The sequence below is a fragment of the Halomonas sp. JB37 genome (assembly GCF_002332255.1).
GTDB classification, from domain to species: domain Bacteria; phylum Pseudomonadota; class Gammaproteobacteria; order Pseudomonadales; family Halomonadaceae; genus Vreelandella; species Vreelandella casei.
The window spans coordinates 1,889,624-1,912,438 of sequence record NZ_NRGW01000001.1 but is presented as its reverse complement, the minus strand read 5'-3'; the positions used below and the strand labels follow the sequence as shown (position 1 = coordinate 1,912,438).

The following is a 22,815-nucleotide window of genomic DNA, read 5'->3' as shown; positions in this document are numbered from 1 at the left end:
GGCACAAAAAATCAACCCGCTCAATTGAGCGGGTCGTAAGCACAGCCCCGTAGTGTAACGCTTTCATTTGCTTGACGCCTAGCACGGCGCTGGGTACGCGTTAAACGGTTACCCTTTAGGCGCTTCTTCGTCACGCAGCTGGCGGCGCAGAACTTTGCCCACGTTCGTTTTAGGCAGTTCATCACGAAATTCGATAACTTTAGGCACCTTATAGCCGGTGAGCTCTTTTTTACACCAATCACGGAGTGTTTTTTCATCAAGCTGGCTATTTTTGCTTACGACAAATAGCTTGATCGCCTCACCGGAGTTTTCATCCGGAATACCTACCGCAGCCGACTCAAGCACATCGGGATGAGAAGCCACTACATCCTCAATTTCATTGGGATAGACATTAAAACCAGAGACCAGAATCATGTCTTTTTTCCGATCAACAATGCGGATGTAACCATCATCTTGAAGTATGGCGATATCGCCGGAGTGAAACCACCCACCCTCATCAATGGCCGCGCGGGTGTCATCCTCGCGCTGCCAGTAGCCTTTCATCACTTGTGGCCCTTGTACGCACAGCTCACCTGGCTCGCCCATGGCGACGTCGTTGCCGTCGGCATCAACAACTTTGACCGCAGTACCTGCCACGGGCTTACCAATCGAGCCCAGTTGAATGGCATCAGCAGGATTAAAGCTAACGATAGGCGATGTTTCAGTCAGCCCGTAGCCCTCAGCAACCGGGCAGCCGGTCGTTTGTTCCCAGCGCTGCGCTGCGGCTTTGGTCAAAGCCATACCGCCAGAAATCGTCAGTTTTAAGTTAGAAAAATCTAGCTGTTTGAAATCGTCACGGTTACAGAGGGCATTAAACAGCGTATTCAGGCCAATGAAGGCGGTAAAAGGCAGCCCTTTGAGCTCTTTAATAAAACCATCCAGGTCACGAGGATTGGTAATCAACAAAGAGTGGTTGCCGGTCTCCATCAAAAATAGGCAGTTAACGGTAAACGTATAAATGTGGTAAACCGGCAGCGGCGCAATAACGAGTTCTTCGCCATTACGCAAGCGGACGCCAATCGCTTCACGTGCTTGCAGCATGTTGGCGACCAGGTTGCGGTGCGTCAGCATCGACCCTTTGGGCGTCCCGGTCGTGCCGCCGGTATACTGAAGGGCCGCCAAGTCATCGTGCGTCTGCTTGACCTCGGTATGGCTTAACGAAGCGCCTTTTTTCAAAGCCTCTCTAAAGTCAGTCGCGCTGGGTAGCGAATAGGCGGGCACCAGCTTTTTGACGTGTTTAACCACTGCGTTGATTAACCAGCGCTTGGGTATATCGTGTAAATCCCCGAGCTGAGTTACCACAACGTGCTTGATATCCGTTTTATCGAGCACTTTCTCAAGCTTGTCCGCCATATTGGCCAGAATAACAATCGCTTTCGCGCCGGAGTCTTTGAACTGGTTTGCCATTTCCCGTTCGGTATAGAGCGGGTTGGTATTGACCAACACGAGGCCTGCACGCAGCGCGCCAAAGACTGCCACGGGAAATTGCAATACGTTGGGCAGCTGAATGGCTATTCGGTCACCGGGCACCAGGTCAGTTTCGTGCTGTAGCCAGGCGGCGAAGCCCCCCGATAAGCGGTCAAGGTCGGCAAAGGTCAGCGTTTTCCCCATACAGGAAAAGGCAGGCTTTTCTTTAAAACGCTCTACTGCGGAATGAAAAACATCTGTGACTGAATCATATTGATCCAACCCTTCAAGCGCTGGGCCACTTAAAACGGCGGCGTTGGCGTGTTCGCTCATGGGCAATCTCCGCTATCCGTGTCGGCGAGATCACCGACCTTGTTATTGTCGCGAGGTTGAGAGCACCAACGATATACGACGCGTAAAGGGCTGTAAAACGATCGATTAAAACCTACGTTTCAACCTTAGCCTAGCGCCAAATACGTCTTATTCATTGCTCACTCTCACCTGCTACTTTAGCAACTCATTCATTTATGGACAGTATCGCGCCTGAATTTCTCCATCGCGCCAGACTAATAGCTCACCAGGCACCATTTTCTCCCAGGCTTCATTATGGGTAAGTGGCTCAGTGGCAATAACCGAAACAATATCATCGGGGGTGGTATGCTCAGCGAAGTTGACCGTCATTTCAGCATCAGATAGTTCAGCATCGCCAAACGGCGCGCAGCGCGTTATGTGCGCAAGCTTAGTAGCGCAAAAGGTATATAAATAATGGCCGTCGGAGAGCAGCATATTGAATACGCCTAGCGCTCTTAACTGCTCACACAGTTGGTGTAAACGCTCCCACAGGCTTTCAAGTGTATCGGGCGGTGTCGGAAAGGCTCGTCGTAGCTCGCCTAGCAGCCAACAGTAGGCATGCTCACTATCCGTACTGCCCACCGGGGTATAACTGCCTAACGGTAGATTTTCCCAGCTGCTTAACTGACCGTTGTGCGCATAACACCAAGGGCGCCCCCACATTTCGCGCATAAACGGATGCGTATTGGACAACCGCACTCCGCCCACATTGGCTTGCCGGATATGGCTAATCACCACATTGGACTTAATGGGATAGTCGCAAATCAATCGAGCAATAGGCGAATTGACCGAAGGATACGGATCTCGAAAATCGCGATAGCCGCCTTCCTCATAGAAAGCGATACCCCAGCCATCACGGTGAGGGCCCGTCCCGCCCCCACGGTGTAAAAAGCCCGAGAAGCTAAAACAAATATCAGTGGGTACATTAGCGCTCATGCCCAATAACTCACACATGCCTAGCCACCCGTAAAGATCTCAACATAATCTGGCACGCAGGGCCTCTCACAAGGGCAATCACCCATGCGCATAAAATCATTAGCCAATCACCGGTTCACGACGGCGTGAAGGCTGCGCAACACCGTCGCGCTCTTCGTCCTGCTCGACATAGTCGTATTCATCAGGGCGACGCCACCACCACAGAGCGACACCAATAAGCGCACCCACGGCGACGCCAAATATCAGCCACATCAGGCCTCCACGCAGCGCTGCACCGTTATGTTCTAAAAAACCCACCGCTGACACCATCGCCGACGGTGCCCAACCGGTATAGAATTCACCCTCCTCTATCAGCGGCAGCCGAAAACTAGCGGGCATCAGCACGGCGCCAGCGACACACCATGTCAGCACCAGCCGTGGCAAACGGGGCAGCAGAGATAGCGCAAAGTAAACAGCGACAATCACTAACAGCGCTACGCCGTAGTAACTTAACCACAACATTGACGTTGAATTTGCAATTAACATAATACCCCTCATGTGGGTGAACTCACCCGACGTTGATTTCTCGTTATGGTACCTATGAATTTATGAAAGCACAGCCAAGCATCCACTCAAACTTACCCGCTGCGCGCTATTATCGCGCTAATGACCCTCAATGGCACTGGTTAGAAAAGCGCGATGATTCAGAGGTTACTGCCTTTTTAGAGGCTGCCAATGAGCAGCAGGCTGCTTGGTTCACCCCGCTAGCACCGCTAGAAGAAGCATTATATCAAAGCCATTTGGCACGCCGCGAGCTTGCAGTGACTAGCCTTAAGACAGCGCTTGACCACTTCACGTTCTGGAGCGAAACCGGCGCTAAAGATGATTACCCCTGCTGGTGGCGTCATCCTAACGCTAGACACGAACAGCAGGAGTGTTTTTTTGATGTCGGTGCCCGCGCCGCAGAATATGACTTTTATGACATGGGCGATATTGCACTCTCCCCGGACGAGCAGTGGCTAGCCTGGACGGAAGACACTCAGGGCGACGAGCGCTTTACGCTGTGGCTAAAAGCACTGCCTAACGGCCAGCCCCTGCAATTATTAAGCGATATTGGCGCAGGCCTTTGCTGGGCAGAAGATCAAACAGCAAAGACGGCAACGCTGCTGTTCACGCGCTTTGACGACACCCAACGCCCAGATAGCGTATGGCGTCTACCGCTGGCGCTGACAGAGCCACATGCCGCAACGGCCCCCATCCTTGTGTTACGCGAAGATGATCCCGAATTTTGGCTCGGTATCGGCAAAACCCGGTCGAAAGCGTGGCTACAGCTTGAAAGCGGCTCAAAAGATACTAGCGAAATCCATCTGGTACCGGCGCACTCTCCTGCCACTACGCCGATATGCATTCAAACACGCCAAGCAGGCGTTGAGTACAGCATCGACCACCGTCCTGGGTCGTTTTACCGCTTACACAATCAATCCGGCGCTCACTTTCAACTTGATCACCTGCCGGAAAGCCAGCTTGGTCAGCCCCAGCCTAAGTGGCAGACACTCATCGGCCACCGCGAAGATGCAACGCTTGAAGGCATTGATGCATTTTCTTGGGGACTAATGCTCGCGGAGCGTGACCATGCCCAGGCACAGGTGCGCCTACGGCGGCTTGTCTTAGATGATCAGCATAGCTGCACCTTGGATGAGTATCTGGCACTACCCGAGCAGCCCTGCTCACAGCTATTAGAAGATGCACCTCATTTCGATAGCCAGGTGCTTCAACTGCGCGAAGAGTCCTTTATCCAGCCGCCCAGCTGGTTCGCGCTCGATCTTACGAACGGCCAGCGCACGCTGCTAAAACGCGTGCCCGTTTACGGCAATCTTTTGCCCGAACAACTGGTCAGCCGCCGCCTATGGGCGACAAGCCAGGATGGCGAGCAGGTGCCTGTCTCAATCGTCATGCGTGCAGACCTGGCAGACCAACCTCTGCCCACACTGCTGTACGGCTATGGCGCCTACGGCGAAGCGCTTGATCCATGGTTCTCTATCGCACGTTTAGAGCTACTTGAACGCGGCGCAGCCTTTGCCGTTGCACACGTGCGAGGAGGCGGCGAACGCGGCGAACCCTGGTACTTAAACGGCAAGATGGCCCACAAAGAAAACAGCTTTAATGACTTTCTGGCCGCGCGTGAGGCGCTTGTTGAACAAGCTGTCAGTGACCCTCAGCGCATAGTGGCCTGTGGCGCGAGTGCGGGTGGATTATTGGTCGGCACCTGCATCAACCGAGCACCCGAGGCGTTTTGCGCAGCACTGCTAGACGTGCCCTTCCTTGACGTATTACGCACCATGCAGAATCCTGAGCTTCCCCTGACCACCGCGGAGTACAGTGAATGGGGCAATCCCGAAGAAGTCGAAGTGGCCGAGCGAGTTAGCGGCTATTCGCCGATCGATAACATCAAATCTCAGGCATATCCTGCACTCTGGATTGAAGGCAGCTGGTTCGACACGCGTGTGAGTTACTGGGAGCCTGCCAAATTCTATGCCCAGGTATCCCAACAGCAGCAAGGCTCAGCGCCTATTCTAATGCGCACTGATATGAGTAGCGGCCACGGCGGCGCGTCAGGGCGTTTTAAGGCGTGGCAGGACACCGCAAGGCAAGATGCCTTTATTCTGTGGGCGATGGGGCTCGCGGAACAGCCAATGCCCAGCTAACCCCCACATTACTAGCCTACGCAAGAGTCACTTAAAAGCAGCGCTTCAAGCGCTGCTTTTTTAATGGCTGTCAATAAACACCACTGCTGAGTAACCCTCGTCAACAGCGCGCATCAACCTTTATGAAAATACTTTCCATAAAATATTCACAGACCAATAAAAATACGCCATACTAGACATTAGTCGCATGCACTAACGTCTAATCAAGGCTATCTGGAGATATTATGAAATACCAAGACCATTTTCCCACTATTTGGGATGCGCCACGCCAGAAAAAAGCTGCAAGCAAAAAGCCAGCAAACGCAGCACCTGCTAAACAAGAGCGTTCAGCATTTAAGGACGTGTTTCTGTCTATTTGGGATTCGCCTAAATCCAACGCTTAAATAAGCGAAGGTTACATCGGCAGAATCGCGATGATGTGGGATTCTAGCTGTTTTTCTGGCACATCATCTTGCGATACAGCAAAACTGCGCACACTGATCCCCTTGCGATGAACCCGCTCTGCATCGTTACTCAATAGCGGGTGCCAGCCGGCCAACTTGCGCCCTTCCGAGACTCGCCGATAGCCGCAGCTTTGTGGCAACCAGGTGAACTCTTTGACCAGTGCAGGCGTGAGCTGGGTACAGTCAGGTACGCTGTCAAAACGATTCGGGTAGTCACTGCATTGGCACGACTGAATATCCAGCAAACGGCAGGCAACGTTAAGCACCGCTAGCTCTTGGGTTTCTTCATCGTGCAACTTTAGCAAGCAACACTGCCCGCACCCATCGCACAGTGCCTCCCATTCTGGCGGCGTGAGTTCTTCAAGCGTAAAGCGCTCCCAGAAACGTTCGCGCATGGTGGCTTTCATCGCCTCCTCCTTCATTGTCACGCGGCAACACACGCTATAAAGCTGTGTTTTGGCGACTGAGTGTTTCAAACTTAATGCTTCAAATAAAACCGGCCATAACGACTGAAAATCTTGCTCTAGCCTTGGATAATCGTCATGCAGCCACGGCACAAGCGCCGCAAGCTGATTCGGGCCAGATAAGCGGCGCCCAATGCCAGCAACGGCACGGCAAGTGAATTCAAAGTCAGCGTAGCCTCTTAGCCAGTCATGCTTGACCAGCAGCGGCATCATGCCAGCCAAGCGATTGGGGGCTGGGCGCGTCGAAAGCAGCTGATAGCAGCGCTCAATCAACTGCTCGTGATCTTGTCGGCCGGCCATATCCCTGGCTAGAAAATGATCCCAGACCATATCTAACGCGATTCCTGCATAGCGGCGCTGAGCGGTTGGAGCGCGGCGCCTTGCCCCCGCAACACAGGGGTGGCTATCAACCCATGCATCCACGCGGCGGTGATGCCGAATACCCAGGGCAGTCGCATCCGACCAGCCGCTTAAATCGCGACCTTTAACGCCGTCAGCAATTAGATTGCCGTATAGAAAATCATCGCTACCGGCACGCGCCAGCCACGCATGGGCTAGAAAATTCATTATGCCGGCTATTCAGCGTCTGAGCGTGATGCAACATGGGCACGGTGCACATCAAGCAAATAGGCTTCTTTAGGAGGAGGCATCTGCAAATAATAACCTTTGTCCTTAATCCCTTCGACCACATCAGCCGCACTGACGCGTGAAAGCTTTTTGTCAGCCGTCAGCAGCATGGTAAACACAGGCAGCGGTTTGCCAAACGTCTCCATGAGTAATTCTGGCACCTGTGTCATCCCCTGACGCTTATCAACGTATAGATACATCTCGTCTTTACGCGAGCTTTTGAAGACATCACAAATTAACTTATCGCTCATGAAGGCAGCTCCTCAAGGGCTTGAACTAGCGCAGTATTCAAACACTCGCCACGCCAACCGCTGGGTAATGAATGCGGCTCACTGGCCAAATCCTGCATCACGAGCGTTTCAATATCTCGACGACGCATCAGCATTTCAGGCGCCATGCCTAAGTCATCGGCTTTGGCAGTGGTCACTTTTTTAAGCGCTTTAAAGCGCGTTTTAAAAGTAGGATGCATGGGGTCAGGCCAGCGCACTGGCAGGGCCGACTCGTCGCAGTGCTGTGCCTGCTTTACCATTGCTAACAGCGTGTCACCCTCTTTTTTAATCAGCACTGGCTTAACGCCTTCCACCTCGGCTAGCTCAAAGCGATTGCCAGGCATTTTTTCTGCGATCGCAAACAGTAACTTATCACTAATTAGCCAATTACGAGGTAAATCACGCCGGCGTGTCTCACCCTCGCGCCACGTGGTCATTAGACGATACGCCTCCATTTGGCGAGGCGCTAAGCGCCAAAGCTGGCGTTGCCGGGTATACCACTGCTGATCGTTTTCAACACTGCGACCCGCCTGCTCAATTAAAATGGCGCACTCAGCATCCACCCATTCACGGCGACCCAACACAGCGAGCTTCTCAGCCTGGAGGCCCCATACTTTCAATAAATAAATAACGTCTAGCGCAGCGTAATGGCATTGCGCTGGCGTTAATGGGCGCACTAACCAGTTTGAGCGTGTTTCCTCTTTAGGAAGCGTTTCATCGAACCAAAATTCGACCAGCTTTTGATACCCCATGCTGGGATTTTCGCCTAAAAAACCCTGCGCTACCTGCGTGTCCACTAACGGCGTAGGCAAAACGCCTGCCCAGCATTGAAATACTTCCAAATCCTCGCTGCAGGCATGCAGCAGCTTAATCGCGCTATTTTGCAGCAAAGCGCGGAATTTTTCGGTACATGGCACCGCCACTGGATCGATTAAATAAGCCTCCTCTCCCGCTGTAAATTGCAATAGCGCAGGAACAGGGAAAAACGTGTTCTCTCGGAAAAATTCGGTATCCAGTGCAATCACTGAGGCATCGGCTACTTGCTCACACGCTGCATCGAGCGCATCGGGGGTATCAAGCCATTGAAAAGCGGGAGTAAGAGAGGACAAAAGCATTCTTCCAAGTTGACACACAATCGCCAGAGCGTTTGCGGTTAGAGAACTACTGAGTAAGTAGGCTTATTCACTGGTAAAAGGCAGGCGCCCATTAAACGCGCGACTCAATGTGCCACCATCGACGTATTCCAACTCACCCCCCATTGGCACTCCGTAGGCTAGCCGAGAGAGCTTGACGCCATATTCAGAAAGCTGCGAGGCAATATAATGAGCCGTCGCTTCACCTTCGATGGTTGGGTTAGTGGCCAGCACCACTTCTTCGACCAGCCCTTCTGCAACGCGCGCTTCAAGTAAATCTAAACCAATCGACTCGGGGCCAATGCCGTCCAGTGGCGAAAGGTGCCCATGCAAGACAAAGTAGCGCCCCTTAAACCCACCGGCTTCTTCAATGGCCAACTGATCAGCAGGCGACTCTACGACACATAGCAATGCATCGTTACGTCGCGCACTCTCACACAGAGCACAAATTTCAGCCTCTGTAAGGGTACGGCAACGCTGGCAGTAACCCACTTCCTCAATCGCTTGCTGAATCACCGCGGCAAGACGTTGCCCGCCTGGGCGCTCGCGCTCGAGGAGGTGCATAGCCATGCGTTGGGCCGTTTTAGGCCCAACGCCGGGCAGAACGCGAAAAGCCTCCATCAACTGCTCAACGAGGGGAGAAAAGCGCATTGCTTAGAACGGCATCTTAAAGCCGGGAGGAAGACTCAGCCCGGACGTCGCTTCTTCCATTTTCGCCTTAGAGCTAACTTCTACTTTGCGTACCGCATCATTAACCGCCGCCGCCAGCAAATCTTCCAGCAGCTCCTTATCTTCTTCCATAACGCTAGGATCGATGGTCACATTGGAAACGTCATGGCGACCGTTCATTGTAACTTTCACCATACCAGCGCCCGCTTCGCCCTGAACCTCAACCTTGGCGACTTCTTCCTGGGCGTGCTGCATCTTTTCCTGCATTTCTTGGGCCTGCTTCATCAAGTTGCCCATTCCACCTTTAAGCATGATCCGATCTCCAATATGGCTGAAAAAAAGTCTAAGGACGTGACTCGCAGGATGCGCTGTTAGCGCAATTGCTCGGCAGGCTTCACGCTGGATTCTATCAGCTTTGCGCCAAACGCCTGCTGTAACTTTTGTACATGGGGGTCATGGTTGAGCAGATCAACCGCCTGAGCGTGCCGCTCTTTATTAAGGCGCTCCTCACGTTTACGGGGAGTTTCAACATTGCTAGGCAGCTCTGCGACGTAAAATGCCACTCGGCGCGGCTTTCCCTGCTCGCCAAGCGCACGCTCGATACGCGTCTGATGAACTTCCGCCTGCATAGCCGCTTGGCTTGGGTCTAAGCGCAGCGTTAACAGCTTGCCATCATCGCTTTCTACTAAACAGTTGCCAGCAAGGTTGCGCGTCAAACCACCCAGACCGAGAGAATCAAAAGACTGCAGCCAGAGCGCGTTATCCAAAGTATCTGAGCCATTTTCTGCCATAGCATTCGATGGCATCACGATGTCTGGCTCTGGCTCTGGCTCTGGCTCTGGCTCTGGCTCTGGCTCTGGCTCTGGCTCTGGCTCTGGCTCTGGCTCTGGCTCTGGCTCTGGCTCTGGCTCTGGCTCTGGCTCTGGAAAAGATGCTGGTTCTGGTTCCCGCTCAGCAACAGGTTCGGGGGCAGAAACAGGCTCGGGCTCGGGCTCGGGGGCCGTCACTTCGGTGTCAACTGACCAAGGTGGTGGCTCTTGAAGTGGCGGCTCCTCTTGAATCACAGGCCCTTCAGACTCCGCCTGAGAAGGCTGGGCTGAAAAGGCCGTTTGAGGAGCTACTTCGCCGCGCTGATCACTCTCTCGGTGACTCTCACTGGGCGAGGGCTCAACAGGCGGCGAAGGTGCGGGCAAGGCAGCGGATGTGCTCGCAACCTGGGCGGCGGCATTGGGATCACCCGCGGTTATTCCGGAAGGCTCACTTCTCAGCGGTAGCGGCGTACGCGGCGGCTTCGGCACACCTTGGGGTCTAAAGGCCAGCATTCGCAGCAGGGTCATCTCTAATGCACTGCGTAAATCCGGCGCGTGCACCATGTCGCCACGGCCTTGAATACCGATTTGATAATAAAGCTGTATATCTTCAGCGGTAAAACGACTCGCCAACTGTAAGATCACGTCACGATCGCCGTGGCTATTATCAACGGCGTCCGGCACCATCTGCGCAACCGCTAAGCGGTGCAACATACTTGCAAGCTCGTCCAATACAGCGGCAAAATCAGGGCCCTGCTCTGCAAGCTGGGACACTTCTGCCAGCAGCCGCTGCACGTCGACATCGGCTAGCGCTTCTGCCAGCCCCAGAATATGGCGATGATCTAGCGTGCCCAGCATTGAGGCTACATCGGCATGCCGCACCGAGCCTTGACCAAATGCGATGGCCTGATCCGTTAAGCTCATGGCATCACGCATTGAGCCTTCGGCGGCCTTACCCAGCAGCCACAGTGCGCTTTCATCGAACGCAACACCTTCTTCACCCAACACATATGTCAGGTGCTCAACCACTCGCTCAGGCGGCATGTGCTTGAGCGTAAACTGTAGACAGCGTGAGAGCACGGTCGGCGGCAGTTTTTGCGGGTCGGTGGTCGCCAGCAAGAACTTAACGTGCGGGGGTGGCTCTTCTAATGTTTTCAGCAGCGCATTAAAGCTGCTAGTGGAAAGCATGTGTACCTCATCAATCAGGTACACCTTATAGCGCCCTTGGGTGGGCGCATACTGCACGTTATCTAGCAGCTCGCGGGTATCCTCCACCTTCGTGCGTGAGGCTGCATCAACCTCGATCAAGTCAACAAAGCGGCCTTCATCGATAGCCTGGCAGCTCGCACACTGACCGCAGGGAGTAGAGGTAACGCCCTCCTCTCCACGCCCGTTGGCGGTGCAGTTCAAACATTTGGCAAGAATGCGTGCCAGCGTGGTTTTACCCACGCCACGGGTGCCGGTAAACAGATAAGCATGATGCAGGCGGCCCTGATCAAGAGCATTGACCAAGGCGCGCTGAACATGGGCCTGGCCCACGAGTTCGTGGAATGTGCGGGGTCGCCACTTGCGGGCCAGAACCTGATAGCTCATGAAGCTGTTTTTCCTTCGAGAGGGTAATGCTTAAGCGTTGTCGCCGCCTTCTACCGCACCAGCGCGCTGAGCAGCGGCTTTTACTAGCTTTTCCAATTCGCCGCTTTGATGCATTTCTACCACGATGTCACAGCCGCCTACGAGCTCACCTTCAACCCACAGCTGGGGGAACGTCGGCCAGTTAGCAATTTTCGGCAGCTCGGCGCGAATATCCGGATTATCGAGGATATTAACGAACGCAAAACGCTCGCCACAGCTCATTAGCGCTTGAATTGTCTGGGCAGAAAAACCGCACTGTGGCAGTTGCGGAGATCCTTTCATGTAGATGAGGATTGGGTTTTCGCTAATTTGGCGCTGAATGTTTTCGGCAGTCGTGCTCATACAATTTTCCTCGCATAAAAATAGCCGGAGCCCACTCACTAATGCTCGAGTGGAACGCTAGGCTTAACGTGTAGGCATCATTCTACGCATGCCGTACGCGTTGCGCATCCCCTGCCGCATCGCTAGGATAGTGTTTTTGCGCGGAGAGAAGCCCCTATGGCGACACGCCATTTCCTGACCTTGCTAGATTTGTCCCCGGATGAGCTGGACTATTTAATCCAACGCGCCATTACGATTAAGACCAATCTTAAGGCCCAAGGCCCTGTTTATACACCATTATCCAACCGCACTCTGGCGATGATCTTTGAAAAATCATCAACTCGCACGCGGGTGTCGTTTGAAACAGGAATGGCGCAGTTTGGTGGCCACGCACTATTTCTCTCTCCCCGCGATACGCAGCTAGGCCGCGGCGAACCGATTGAAGACACTGCTCGCGTACTGTCTGAGATGGTCGATGCGGTGATGATCCGCACGTTTTCACATGCAGGGCTGGAAACCTATGCCAGCGCTAGCAGTGTGCCGGTCATTAACGCGTTAAGTGATGACTATCACCCTTGCCAGCTACTGGCTGACGTAATGACCTGGACCGAGCTACGCGGCAGCGTTAAGGGCCGTACTGCAGTATGGATTGGCGATGGCAATAACATGTGCCATTCATGGATCAATGCTGCCCGCCAGTTCGGCTTTCATCTGCGCGTATGCTGCCCAAAAGGCTACGAGCCGCGCGCTGACATAATGGCGGCCGCCGGCGATCACGTTAGCATGCTGCATGACCCTCAGGCAGCGGTCAAAGACGCTGACTTAATCACCACCGATGTTTGGGCTTCAATGGGACAGGAAGAAGAACAGGCTAAACGCGAAGCAGACTTCGCAGGCTTCCAAGTCACGGAAGTGATGCTTGATGGCGCCCGCCAGGACGCGCTGTTCTTGCACTGCCTGCCGGCTCATCGCGGCGAAGAGATTAGCCTCACCCTGCTCGACGACCCTCGTGCGGTCGTTTGGCAAGAAGCCGGCAACCGTTTACACGCACAAAAAGCGCTTATCGAATTTTTGCTACTAGGCAAAATTGCAGCTTAGCCGCTGACATTAAGACAAAAAAAGCCTCGCTTAAACCGCGAGGCTTTTTTATCGATGATCGATAACAGTGAATATAATGGTGGAGCCTAGCGGGATCGAACCGCTGACCTCAACACTGCCAGTGTTGCGCTCTCCCAGCTGAGCTAAGGCCCCACTTACTGCTCGTACTTGCAGCGAGGCGGATACTACGATGAACATTTATCTCAGTCAAGTTTTTGAATCACCTGCTTTTATCTAATTCTCCTTTGTTGTTAGCTGTGGCACCCTATATGCAGTTAATGTAATAGATTAGCGTACAAGGCCAACGCCTGAGCCCAAGAAGTTTCCATGCAGGAGCCTGTCCATTGATCAGTGTCCTTATCGCCGATGACCACCATCTCGTTAGAACGAGTATCGCCCACCTACTAAACGAAGAGTCCGACATTAAAATTGTAGGCGAGGTCGACGACGGTGAAAGCGCGGTAACTCAGTGCCGTCAATTGAAGCCCGATATCGTGCTGATGGATATTCGTATGCCGGGGATTGGCGGGCTGGAAGCAACGCGACGCATTCGCCGCACGATGGAAGACATTAAGGTCCTCATCTTGACCGCACACATGGAGGACAGCGTACTGAGACGTATGCTCGAAGCCGGTGCTTCAGGTTTTTTAAGCAAAGGCGCCGGTGCGCTAGAAATGACCGAGGCCATACGACAAGTGTTTCATGGCGGCCGTTACGTCAGCCAGGAAATTGCTCAGCGCTTAGCACTTTCTCATTTCACCAATGAAGACAATCCTTTTAGCCACCTCTCCCACCGTGAGCTACAAATCGCGCTCATGATTGTTAATTGCCAGCGGGTGCAAGATATTTCTGACCGTCTACATTTAAGTCCTAAAACAGTAAACACCTATCGCTATCGACTCTTTGATAAACTACAGGTTGCCACTGACGTTGAGCTAACGCATTTAGCGCTTCGGCATGGGCTGGTCGAGGGGTTTGACACGACCCAAATATAACCCCACCTTCCGCTGTAATCGGGTACCGACACGCTGATATGACCTTTGATTCAAAACAGTTCTTGAGCTCCGTGAGCACCTCCCCCGGGGTTTATCGCATGCTCGATGAACAAAGCAATACGCTTTATGTCGGTAAGGCCAAGCGCCTTAAAGCACGCCTATCCAGTTATTTCCGCGGCCAGTTGAACACCAAAACCCAGGCGATGGTTGGCCGCATTGCCGACGTGCAAGTCACTGTTACACGCACGGAAACAGAAGCGCTGCTACTCGAGCAGACGCTAATCAAACAGCTGCGCCCGCCGTACAATATTTTGTTGCGTGACGACAAATCGTATCCCTTCGTGTTTGTCACCGACCGCCATGCTTACCCAGCATTAGAGTATAAGCGCGCACGTCAACGGCGCGACGATGGCCGCTATTTAGGCCCCTACCCTAGCAGCGGAGCCGTGCGCGAAAGCCTATCGTTGATGCAAAAAATATTTCATATCCGCAACTGCGAAGACAGCGTATTCGCGCATCGCTCGCGGCCATGCTTGCAGTATCAAATCCAGCGCTGCAGCGCGCCTTGCGTTGACTATATTTCGGCAGAGGATTACCGCCGTGACCTTGAACATGCGGTGATGTGCTTAGAAGGTAAAAGTGAAAATGTGACCCAAGAGCTGGTGGCCGCGATGGAGGCAGCCAGCAAAGCGCTAAACTTTGAGGAAGCCGCACGCCTTCGCGATCAAGTACAGCAGTTGCGCCAGCTTCAACAGCGCCAGTTTGTCGACACCGGCGGCGGCGATGCGGATATTTTCGCGCTTGCCACGCGCCCCGGTGCGCTGGGCGTTTCTGTTCTAAGCGTTCGCGATGGCCGACTACTGGGCGCGCGCCATCACACGCCGAAAAACGATCTAGACCTGCCGATTGAGATACTGCTGACGGAAGTCGTCAGCCAATATTATTTTGGTCAACCGCATAACGTGCCCAGCGAAGTCATCACCAGCCATCCGTTAGAGGACAGCGATCTGATTGCCGAAGCGCTGACCCAGCAGGCGGGCAAACGAATCCGGGTGACTAGCCAGGTGCGCGGTCACCGTGCCCAGTGGCAGCAACTCGCTATTACTAACGCAGAACAGCAGTTGGCGTCACATCTCGCCAACCAAACGCAGCTGACCCAACGTTTTAGCGCCTTACAGAAAGCACTGGAGCTAGACGAAATACCCCAGCGCCTTGAGTGCTTTGATATTAGCCACAGCCATGGCGAAGCCACCGTTGCCTCCTGCGTTGTCTTTGATCACCAGGGGCCGCGTAAAAGTGACTATCGGCATTTTCGCATTGAAGGAGTAGCCGCAGGCGATGATTACGCAGCCATGCAGCAAGCGTTGACACGCCGCCTAAAACGGGTAAAAAGTGGCGAAGCGGTGGCGCCCGACATTTTGATTGTCGATGGCGGTAAAGGTCAGCTCAACATGGCTCGCGGCGTGTTTAAAGCATTAGATATTACCAATATCATTCTACTCGGGGTTGCCAAGGGCACAACGCGTAAGGCGGGGCTTGAAAGCCTATTCTTAGAAACAGCGGACAACCCCCTCAACCTAGACCCCTCCTCGCCGGCGCTGCACCTGATACAGCACATTCGGGATGAGTCACACCGCTTTGCGATTGCCGGACATCGCGCCCAGCGCGACAAAGCAAGACGCACGTCTACCCTACAAGACATTCCTGGCGTTGGCCCTAAACGTAGACGAGAGTTATTACGCTTTTTTGGCGGCCTACAAGGCGTACAAAAAGCCAGCCGCGATGAACTTATACGCGTACCGGGTATCAATGCGGCACTCGCCGAAAGTATTTACCGGGCGTTAAACGGATAAACATCCTGTTAGCATGGATGCTATCGGCTAAGGGGGATAGAATGACTCCAAACATTTCGAATCCTATGATTTCCAGCAAGGATCGCTTCCTGCGATGAATATACCCAACATACTGACCCTGGCGAGAATCGCCTTCATCCCGCTACTCGTGGTGCTGTTTTATCTCCCGTTCAACTGGAGCATGCCCGTGGCAGCGGGGCTATTTGGCCTAGCCTCGATTACTGACTGGCTGGACGGCTATTTAGCACGCCGCTGGAATCAGTCAACGCCGTTTGGCGCTTTTTTAGATCCTGTGGCCGACAAGCTCATGGTCGTGGTGGCCCTGGCACTATTAATTGAACGCTACGACACGTTAGTGCTAACGCTTCCCGCCCTCGTCATTATCGGCCGGGAAATTGTTATTTCAGCTCTGCGAGAATGGATGGCGGAAATGGGCAAGCGTGGCATGGTGGCTGTATCATGGGTTGGCAAGCTCAAAACAACGCTACAAATGGTCTCCTTACTCATTCTACTGGCTTTCCCGCCAGCGCACCCGCTTGCGCTGGTAGGCGTTGTCGTAGTGTATGTCGCCGCTGCTCTAACGCTCTGGTCAATGATTCAGTATCTAAAAGCCGCCTGGCCGCATCTCAGCCGTTCGATGTAACTAGTCGCTCCGTGTAAGCTGCTGATAAATAAATAAGTAACAATCTAAGATTGATTGATTGACAACTCGGTGGTGATCCGTATAATTCGCCATCGAGTCGAGCGGGAATAGCTCAGTGGTAGAGCATCGCCTTGCCAAGGCGAGGGTCGGGAGTTCGAATCTCCTTTCCCGCTCCAATGACTCTTGAGGCTGGATGGCAGAGTGGTTATGCAGCGGACTGCAACTCCGTGTACGCCGGTTCGATTCCGACTCCAGCCTCCACATTTCTCGTGTAGCAATGGCTTTTCAAAGCACCATTTTTCAAAGTTTTTTTGAAAAAAATTTGAAACAACATTGCAATGATTTGCCCGGATGGCGAAATCGGTAGACGCAAGAGACTTAAAATCTCTCGGGGGAAACCCCGTGCCGGTTCAAGTCCGGCTCCGGGCACCATTTCTTTTGTTTGACTCTTCATTTCTCTTCAGCTTTTGGCTGCCCTCCTTTCTATTGAGTTAGCTATTCTTATTGCCCCAGGCGAACGCTTGCAGGGCCTATTTTGCGTTCAGCAATATCGTCATTTAGTCATTGTCACGCTATGATGCTCGGCTTTCGTTCGCCTAGACACTGACCGTGAACTGACATCCGGCAAGCACGCGAACCAACAATAAGGAGCGGGCATCATGAGCACGCCAACACCCGACGTACTGATCATTGGCGGCGGCGTTGCCGGGTTAACGCTTGCTCTGGACATTGCTGACCACCTGTCAGTAATGCTCGTGCGCCCTGCTCAAGACGACCAAGGGGCCAGCCGCTGGGCACAGGGCGGTATTGCCGCGGTTCTTTCACCTGACGACAACCTCGAAGCACATATTAACGATACGCTGGTTGCGGGGGATGGCCTGTGCGATACAGAGGCCGTTCGGTTTACCGTCGCCAACGGCCCCTCCGCCATTCAGTGGCTGATCGATAAAGGCGTTCCTTTTACGCCTGAGACCGACCCTGACGCACGCTACCCGTATCATCTGACTCGTGAGGGTGGCCACAATGCCCGACGCATCATCCACGCAGATGACGCCACGGGGCGCGCCGTGGTAGAGACGCTATTAGATAAGGTCGCACAGCATCCACGGATTATGCAGCGCAACGACCTAACAATCGTTAGCTTATCACAAGATGATAGCGGTAGGTGTCGAGGCGCCTATGGCAGTGATCTTAACCAACAGTGGCACTCGATTACGGCACGCCATACCGTTATCGCCACCGGCGGTGCCAGCGGGCTTTATCAACACACCACAACGCCAACCCCAAGCAGCGGCGAAGGCATGATGATGGCCGCCGAGCTGGGCGCCCAGCTAATGAATTTGGAGTTTCAGCAGTTTCATCCGACCTGCTTATTTGACCCTGAAGGCCCCGCCTTTTTGATCAGCGAGGCAGTGCGGGGCGAAGGTGGACACCTGCTAAATGAAACCGGGCAGCGCTTTATGCTGGCGCTGGATCAACGCGCCGAGCTGGCGCCTCGCGATATCGTCGCCCGCGCTATTGATACTGAGATACAGCGCGGCACGCTCGGCCACGTGTGGCTGGATATTCGTCATCTAGGCACCGAGGCCATTCGCCACCACTTCCCTACCATTCAAGCTCATTGCATCACTCGGGGCATTGATATTACCCAGCAAGCTATCCCTGTGGTGCCTGCCGCCCACTATAGCTGCGGCGGCATCGCCACCAACCTGCAAGGCGCTACCAGCGTTATTAACCTTTATGCCATTGGTGAAACGGCATGCACAGGCCTGCATGGAGCTAACCGAATGGCAAGCAACTCGCTGCTTGAGTGTTTGGTGTTTGCTAGGAGCTGCGCACAAGCACTATTAGCCTGCGCGCAAAAACAAGACAAAGGCTTACACCGCGATGAATATCGTCCTCCCGCCCAACCTGCGGCGTCCGCTATTTCTCAATCGGCACTGAAGGACATTCGCCAGCGCATGCGTCAAGTGATGAGCCAGCATGTGTGCATTGTGCGCAGCAATGCGGGATTAAAAACGGCCATGGAGCAGCTAAAGGCGCTGTTAAACAGCGCGGAAGGACTTGAAGGCATCCAAGCAGCCCCAGAAGGCCGTCGCCTAATTCAGGCACTGCAGCTGGCCATATTGACAGTACTGGCTGCCCAGCAGCGACGTGAGTCACGCGGCCTGCATTTCACGACCGATTGGCCTCATCAGCAGCCTAAACCCACCGCTTCAATGCTCTCAAGCATGCATCTAGCGCCCGGGACGATGAAATAGCCGCCTTACTTCACGCAAGCGCTCTGGCGGCGCACTGTCCGGCCAAAGCCAAATCCTCTGCTTTCCCACGTAAAGACCGATCAACCAAGGCCCCAAGTAGTCGCAGCGCACTTGATATTCATCGCCAAGTGATGGGCGGCTACCCGCCGACTGCTCTGGATCAAACGGTAGCAGCCAGCGGCCATAGCATGACGATGCCGTTGAACTAAGGCTAAGCACGCCTTTAGGTGCTTGAGTGTAAGCACGCCAGAGGGCGATAGCCCCTAGCGTACTCACCAGCATCAGCGCTAACGCACCGCCGACCCAATAGCCCAGCGCCGCCAATCCAGTAAAAAGGCAGCATTGTGCTGACAGCCAATAGTTAGAGGGTGCGATAGGCAGAATTATCGGTGGTTTCAGCATGTTCAACAATCATTTGTACAATGCGACGCTGGCTGGCTTCTTCAGGCCACTCCCGATGCATGAGCCAGACAAAAAGATCCTGGTCCTCACCTTCAATTAATTGCTCATAGGCCAGCTTATCCGCATCACTAAGCTGATCAAAGCGTTGCTCAAGAAACGGAATTAGCAGCAAATCAAGCTCCCACATACCTCGGCGGGAGTGCCAATAAAGCCGCTTGCGCCGTACAGCTGCAGGGGATGTGTCGTCGCTCAACGTCAGCCTCTCAAGATCACAAAAATGAAAAGCCAGTATACCTAAGCTACAGGGTCGCGCCAGCGCCACACTTCGCCTATGCTGCTAATGGGTCTAGAACCTTGTTTTATCTGAATTGTTTTATATTCAATAGCGCAGTATGCTGAATTTGATGTTAGTGAGGTCGGGAGCGCGTCACGGCCTTCAATGTTCGCAGGGAGCTAACCGATGACTAAATCTGAATTAATCGAACAAATCGCGATGCGTCAACCGGAGTTATCCGCCAAAGATGTTGAAACGGCGGTGCGCATTATCCTAGACGATATGACCGACGCACTATCGAGTGGCGGTCGCGTTGAGATCCGCGGCTTCGGCAGCTTTTCGCTGCACTACCGAGAGCCGCGGGTTGGGCGCAACCCCAAAACGGGCGATGCCGTTGATTTAGAAGGCAAGTATGTGCCGCACTTTAAGCCGGGAAAAGAGCTGCGTGAGCAGGTCGACGCTAGCCGCGCTCTTGGCTACTAGCGATCAGTTATTACACTACCCGACCGAATCTGGGATGACGTCGGGCCTTGAGTCGTACACAATAGAGCTACCGTGAATGTCACAGACTAGGGAACTCTCATGCGTTGGATAAAAGGGCTGATTTTAGCCGTTATTTTGCTGGCAGTCGTACTGGTAGGCATCCTGTTTGCCGTCAATAATCAGCAAACGATTGCCTTGAATCTAATTTGGCTAGAGCTACCGGCAGTATCGCTTTCGGTCTGGCTGCTAGCAACATTAGTCTTTGGCGTTCTGCTGGGCATGCTCGCGATGTTAGGTGTTTACGTGCGACTGAAAGCAACGCTAGCACGCAGCCAGCGGCATAATAAGCAGCAGCGTAAGGAACTCGATAGTCTGCGTACCCAGGAGTTCAAGGAACTGGCATAAATGCTGGATACTGCGCTGCTAGGCGTATTACTCACCGCTATTGCTATCGGCTACGGGCTAGGTTACCGGCAGGCTACGCGCCGCCGGCAGCAGCATCCATCGTCCGCGCCGACTTCGCAGGTCTTATCGCGAGATTACTTCGTCGGGCTCAATTACCTGCTTAACGAGCAGCCTGACGAAGCCATTAATACCTTCATTAACGTGCTGGCGGTGAACAGCGACACCGTAGATACGCACATTGCCCTGGGCAAATTATTTCGCGCCCGAGGCGAAGCTGATAAAGCGGTAAGCATTCACCAAAACTTGTTAGCCCGCCCAGAGCTCCCTCAGCATACCAACGAACAGATCCAGCTAGAGCTTGCTCGCGACTTCATGGCACTCGGCGTCCATGACCGAGCTCAACGCCTGCTTAATACTCTGCTGGAAAATAGCACCGACGATAATCACCGCTATGCTGCCAAACAGCTGCTCATCGATTTATTAGAGCGTGAAAAAGCATGGCGAGATGCGTTAGAAGTAATTCAGCCCATACTCAAACAGCGCCCGGCAATGCGACGCCCCGCAGCCCATTGGCTATGCGAGTTAGCGCTCGAAGAAATCAGTGAAGCCAGCCGGGCACTGGCGAAAAGGCACCTCAAAAAAGCGCTTCAACTGGACGAAAACTGCGTTCGCGCTACCCTGCTACTGGCTGACCTAGAGATGGATAACGGCCATTATGGCCGCGCCATTGAGCGGCTGGATTGCATAGTGCATCAAGAAACCACACACATACCGACTATGTTGCCGGCGCTTAAACGCGCCTACTTACGCCAAGATGACGAAGCGGGCTATGAAGCACACTTGTTTCGACTGCTTGAGCAAGCACCTTATACCAGTATTATCATTGCGCTGGGGGAGCTCGTTCATCAACGTGACGGGGTCGACAAAGCCATTACGTTGGTCGGCGAGCGCTTGCGCGCCGTGCCTAGCCTAGGCGGGCTGGACTACTTAATCGATCTTTACATTGAAAGCCAGCGACAAAGTGGCAAAGAAGCCCCTGATACGCGCCTGCTATTGCTTAAACATCATACTGATGCGCTGCTTCTAAACCGCACGCGCCACCGCTGTCAACGCTGCGGCCTTGCTAGTGATGCGCTTCAATGGCAGTGCCCCAGCTGTCGTTACTGGGGAACGATAAAGCCCATTATTGGCGTAGAAGGTGAATAGCATCTCGCCATTAGCCACTTCCACCTCCTAACCCACCTGTGCACTTGCTTTGACTTAGCGCTGACCCAACTCCTCTTCAACCATATGTAGCGCGGCCATAGGATCATCAGCTTGCGTGATAGGACGGCCGATAACCAAGTGCGTGCTGCCTGCTTCAATAGCTGCGCTAGGCGTCATGATCCGCTGCTGGTCATCAACCGATGCAAACGTAGGTCGAATGCCAGGCGTCACTTTCAAGAAGGCATCGCCGCACAGCGTTTGAATGTCAGCAGACTCCTGTGCCGAACACACAACACCTTGAAGGCCGCTGTGTTGCGCCAGCAGTGCTAAGCGCTCTACGTGCTCCTTGACCGAGATATTGATACCGATATCGGCCAAATCATCGGCCTGCATACTGGTTAATACAGTAACGGCAATCAGGTGAGTCGTTAAATGCTGTTGCTCTAAACGCTGGACGGCCGCTTCCATCATCCGCCGGCCACCGCTGGCGTGCACATTGACCATCCACACGCCCTGCTCCGCAGCCGCCTGTACGGCACTCGCCACGGTGTTAGGGATATCGTGAAACTTAAGATCCAGAAACACTTCAAAGCCGCGCCCGTGTAGAGCATCAAGCACCGCAGGCCCACTGCGCGTAAACAGCTCTTTACCGACTTTCACCCGGCAGCGGGCAGGATCTAACTGGTCAGCCATGCACAAAGCAGCATCTAACGAGGGATAGTCTAGCGCAATAATAATCGGGGAATCAGTGGCCACAACGTTGCTCCAAATACGTTTTCAGCCATTATATCAGCCTCCCCCCTCTTCTCGCGCCCTGAGTTTGTAAGCCATTTGCCATATTCCCGTAGCGAAAAACTTACAACTGCTGTCACACATCGCTGACATAATCACTCAACATATAGCGCTAAGTTAACTATGGCGCGACGTTTATTGAGATGATATTTATTGTTTACAACGGTAAAGCTCTTTATTACATGGCGCCGGCACTATTTATTAAAAAATTTCATTAACAACCGTTATTAAAAGGATCACAAGATGAACATGACACTTAAAGGAATGTTAGTAGCACTACTGCTAAGCGTCAGTTTAGGACTTTCAAGCAACGTTCTAGCGCAGCAACTGGCCCCCATCAATGTTAACACTGCCGACGCTGAGCTGCTGGCAGAGCTGCCGGGCGTTGGCCCAAGCAGAGCAGAGGCCATCATTGAAGAACGTCAAGCCAGCGGTGCGTTTGATAGCGCGGACGACCTTACTCGCGTAAGCGGCATTGGATCAGCCACCGTTGATCGCATGCGCGACCAGGTAACCTTTGAAGATTGAAACAATAGTCCTGATGAACTTAGTCCTGATGAACCTAGTTCTGATGAGCTAACTCTAATGAATCAGCTCTAATAAACTAGCCCTGATAAAT

At 53.4% G+C, this 22,815-nt stretch carries 24 protein-coding genes, 4 tRNA genes and 1 pseudogene; 14 read left to right on the top strand and 15 right to left on the bottom strand.

Annotated elements, in window-relative coordinates; translation table 11 throughout:
- Positions 1 to 108: 108 nt before the first annotated feature.
- From CIK78_RS08855 to CIK78_RS08845, 3 genes are all read right to left on the bottom strand, one after another.
- Entirely contained in the window at positions 109 to 1,779 is a 1,671-nt protein-coding gene (locus CIK78_RS08855) for an AMP-binding protein (RefSeq protein WP_096279193.1), read from the bottom strand.
- A gap of 192 nt (positions 1,780 to 1,971) precedes the next feature.
- On the bottom strand, positions 1,972 to 2,751 hold the full coding sequence (locus CIK78_RS08850) for a class II glutamine amidotransferase (RefSeq protein ID WP_096279191.1): 780 nt from the start codon (positions 2,749 to 2,751) through the stop codon (positions 1,972 to 1,974).
- Positions 2,752 to 2,832: 81 nt separating this feature from the next.
- Positions 2,833 to 3,258: a hypothetical protein gene (locus tag CIK78_RS08845; protein ID WP_096279189.1), complete on the bottom strand. Its 426-nt coding sequence runs from the start codon at positions 3,256 to 3,258 to the stop codon at positions 2,833 to 2,835.
- 62 nt (positions 3,259 to 3,320) lie between these two features.
- Between CIK78_RS08845 and CIK78_RS08840 the strand changes: the two genes are divergently transcribed.
- Together CIK78_RS08840 and CIK78_RS17865 are read left to right on the top strand one after the other, a co-directional pair.
- Positions 3,321 to 5,417, top strand: coding sequence for a prolyl oligopeptidase family serine peptidase (locus tag CIK78_RS08840; RefSeq protein ID WP_096279187.1), 2,097 nt, complete (start codon positions 3,321 to 3,323; stop codon positions 5,415 to 5,417).
- 224 nt (positions 5,418 to 5,641) lie between these two features.
- Positions 5,642 to 5,800: a hypothetical protein gene (locus CIK78_RS17865; protein WP_176483382.1), complete on the top strand. Its 159-nt coding sequence runs from the start codon at positions 5,642 to 5,644 to the stop codon at positions 5,798 to 5,800.
- 11 nt (positions 5,801 to 5,811) lie between these two features.
- Here CIK78_RS17865 and CIK78_RS08835 read toward each other — a convergent pair whose 3' ends face one another.
- The 8 genes and pseudogenes from CIK78_RS08835 to grxD all read right to left on the bottom strand — a co-directional run bounded on the left by CIK78_RS08835 (position 5,812) and on the right by grxD (position 11,805).
- Positions 5,812 to 6,267 (bottom strand): YcgN family cysteine cluster protein, encoded by a 456-nt coding sequence (locus tag CIK78_RS08835; RefSeq protein WP_096282329.1) that lies wholly within the window; start codon positions 6,265 to 6,267, stop codon positions 5,812 to 5,814.
- Positions 6,268 to 6,357: 90 nt separating this feature from the next.
- A pseudogene (locus tag CIK78_RS08830) lies at positions 6,358 to 6,891 on the bottom strand (ACP phosphodiesterase); the annotation flags it as partial.
- An 8-nt stretch (positions 6,892 to 6,899) separates the two neighbouring features.
- A complete protein-coding gene (locus CIK78_RS08825; protein ID WP_096279185.1) occupies positions 6,900 to 7,202 on the bottom strand; it encodes a YcgL domain-containing protein in 303 nt (100 codons plus the stop codon).
- Positions 7,199 to 8,335, bottom strand: a complete 1,137-nt coding sequence (rnd, locus tag CIK78_RS08820; RefSeq protein ID WP_096279183.1) for a ribonuclease D — start codon at positions 8,333 to 8,335, stop codon at positions 7,199 to 7,201. The genes CIK78_RS08825 and rnd overlap by 4 nt, the downstream gene beginning before the upstream one ends.
- Before the next feature lie 63 nt (positions 8,336 to 8,398).
- On the bottom strand, positions 8,399 to 9,004 hold the full coding sequence (recR, locus tag CIK78_RS08815) for a recombination mediator RecR (protein WP_096279181.1): 606 nt from the start codon (positions 9,002 to 9,004) through the stop codon (positions 8,399 to 8,401).
- 3 nt (positions 9,005 to 9,007) lie between these two features.
- Entirely contained in the window at positions 9,008 to 9,334 is a 327-nt protein-coding gene (locus CIK78_RS08810; RefSeq protein ID WP_096279178.1) for a YbaB/EbfC family nucleoid-associated protein, read from the bottom strand.
- 59 nt (positions 9,335 to 9,393) lie between these two features.
- Positions 9,394 to 11,424 (bottom strand): DNA polymerase III subunit gamma/tau, encoded by a 2,031-nt coding sequence (gene dnaX / locus CIK78_RS08805; RefSeq protein ID WP_096279176.1) that lies wholly within the window; start codon positions 11,422 to 11,424, stop codon positions 9,394 to 9,396.
- Positions 11,425 to 11,454: 30 nt separating this feature from the next.
- On the bottom strand, positions 11,455 to 11,805 hold the full coding sequence (gene grxD, locus CIK78_RS08800) for a Grx4 family monothiol glutaredoxin (RefSeq protein ID WP_096279174.1): 351 nt from the start codon (positions 11,803 to 11,805) through the stop codon (positions 11,455 to 11,457).
- A 156-nt stretch (positions 11,806 to 11,961) separates the two neighbouring features.
- Between grxD and argF the strand changes: the two genes are divergently transcribed.
- Entirely contained in the window at positions 11,962 to 12,882 is a 921-nt protein-coding gene (argF, locus tag CIK78_RS08795; RefSeq protein ID WP_096279172.1) for an ornithine carbamoyltransferase, read from the top strand.
- 77 nt (positions 12,883 to 12,959) lie between these two features.
- Here the strand turns inward: argF and CIK78_RS08790 are convergent.
- Positions 12,960 to 13,035 (bottom strand) — tRNA-Ala (locus CIK78_RS08790).
- A 191-nt stretch (positions 13,036 to 13,226) separates the two neighbouring features.
- On the opposite strand from CIK78_RS08790, the gene uvrY reads away from it, so the two are divergent.
- From uvrY to nadB, 7 genes are all read left to right on the top strand, one after another.
- Complete coding sequence (gene uvrY, locus CIK78_RS08785; protein WP_096279170.1) at positions 13,227 to 13,877, top strand: UvrY/SirA/GacA family response regulator transcription factor; 651 nt, start codon at positions 13,227 to 13,229, stop codon at positions 13,875 to 13,877.
- Between the two features lie 38 nt (positions 13,878 to 13,915).
- On the top strand, positions 13,916 to 15,730 hold the full coding sequence (gene uvrC, locus CIK78_RS08780) for an excinuclease ABC subunit UvrC (RefSeq protein ID WP_096279168.1): 1,815 nt from the start codon (positions 13,916 to 13,918) through the stop codon (positions 15,728 to 15,730).
- A 94-nt stretch (positions 15,731 to 15,824) separates the two neighbouring features.
- Entirely contained in the window at positions 15,825 to 16,373 is a 549-nt protein-coding gene (gene pgsA, locus CIK78_RS08775; RefSeq protein WP_096279166.1) for a CDP-diacylglycerol--glycerol-3-phosphate 3-phosphatidyltransferase, read from the top strand.
- Between the two features lie 101 nt (positions 16,374 to 16,474).
- Positions 16,475 to 16,549 (top strand) — tRNA-Gly (locus CIK78_RS08770).
- An 11-nt stretch (positions 16,550 to 16,560) separates the two neighbouring features.
- Positions 16,561 to 16,634 (top strand) — tRNA-Cys (locus tag CIK78_RS08765).
- An 84-nt stretch (positions 16,635 to 16,718) separates the two neighbouring features.
- A tRNA-Leu gene (locus CIK78_RS08760) sits at positions 16,719 to 16,805 on the top strand.
- A gap of 227 nt (positions 16,806 to 17,032) precedes the next feature.
- A complete protein-coding gene (gene nadB / locus CIK78_RS08755) occupies positions 17,033 to 18,634 on the top strand; it encodes an L-aspartate oxidase (protein ID WP_096279164.1) in 1,602 nt (533 codons plus the stop codon).
- Here nadB and CIK78_RS18075 read toward each other — a convergent pair.
- Together CIK78_RS18075 and CIK78_RS08745 are read right to left on the bottom strand one after the other, a co-directional pair.
- Complete coding sequence (locus CIK78_RS18075; protein ID WP_225734454.1) at positions 18,611 to 19,036, bottom strand: hypothetical protein; 426 nt, start codon at positions 19,034 to 19,036, stop codon at positions 18,611 to 18,613. The genes nadB and CIK78_RS18075 overlap by 24 nt on opposite strands.
- Complete coding sequence (locus tag CIK78_RS08745) at positions 18,996 to 19,289, bottom strand: succinate dehydrogenase assembly factor 2 (protein WP_096282327.1); 294 nt, start codon at positions 19,287 to 19,289, stop codon at positions 18,996 to 18,998. The genes CIK78_RS18075 and CIK78_RS08745 overlap by 41 nt, the downstream gene beginning before the upstream one ends.
- Positions 19,290 to 19,496: 207 nt before the next feature.
- Between CIK78_RS08745 and CIK78_RS08740 the strand changes: the two genes are divergently transcribed.
- From CIK78_RS08740 to lapB, 3 genes are all read left to right on the top strand, one after another.
- Positions 19,497 to 19,793: an integration host factor subunit beta gene (locus CIK78_RS08740; protein WP_096279162.1), complete on the top strand. Its 297-nt coding sequence runs from the start codon at positions 19,497 to 19,499 to the stop codon at positions 19,791 to 19,793.
- Positions 19,794 to 19,892: 99 nt separating this feature from the next.
- Positions 19,893 to 20,198 carry a LapA family protein gene (locus CIK78_RS08735; RefSeq protein WP_096279160.1) on the top strand — a complete coding sequence of 102 codons (306 nt, stop codon included), beginning with the start codon at positions 19,893 to 19,895 and terminating at the stop codon, positions 20,196 to 20,198.
- Positions 20,199 to 21,404, top strand: coding sequence for a lipopolysaccharide assembly protein LapB (lapB, locus tag CIK78_RS08730; RefSeq protein WP_096279158.1), 1,206 nt, complete (start codon positions 20,199 to 20,201; stop codon positions 21,402 to 21,404). It begins immediately after the preceding gene.
- A 54-nt stretch (positions 21,405 to 21,458) separates the two neighbouring features.
- Here the strand turns inward: lapB and pyrF are convergent, their stop codons facing one another.
- Positions 21,459 to 22,160: an orotidine-5'-phosphate decarboxylase gene (gene pyrF / locus CIK78_RS08725; protein ID WP_096279156.1), complete on the bottom strand. Its 702-nt coding sequence runs from the start codon at positions 22,158 to 22,160 to the stop codon at positions 21,459 to 21,461.
- A gap of 279 nt (positions 22,161 to 22,439) precedes the next feature.
- Between pyrF and CIK78_RS08720 the strand changes: the two genes are divergently transcribed.
- Positions 22,440 to 22,724 (top strand): ComEA family DNA-binding protein, encoded by a 285-nt coding sequence (locus tag CIK78_RS08720; protein ID WP_096279154.1) that lies wholly within the window; start codon positions 22,440 to 22,442, stop codon positions 22,722 to 22,724.
- Positions 22,725 to 22,815: the final 91 nt, after the last annotated feature.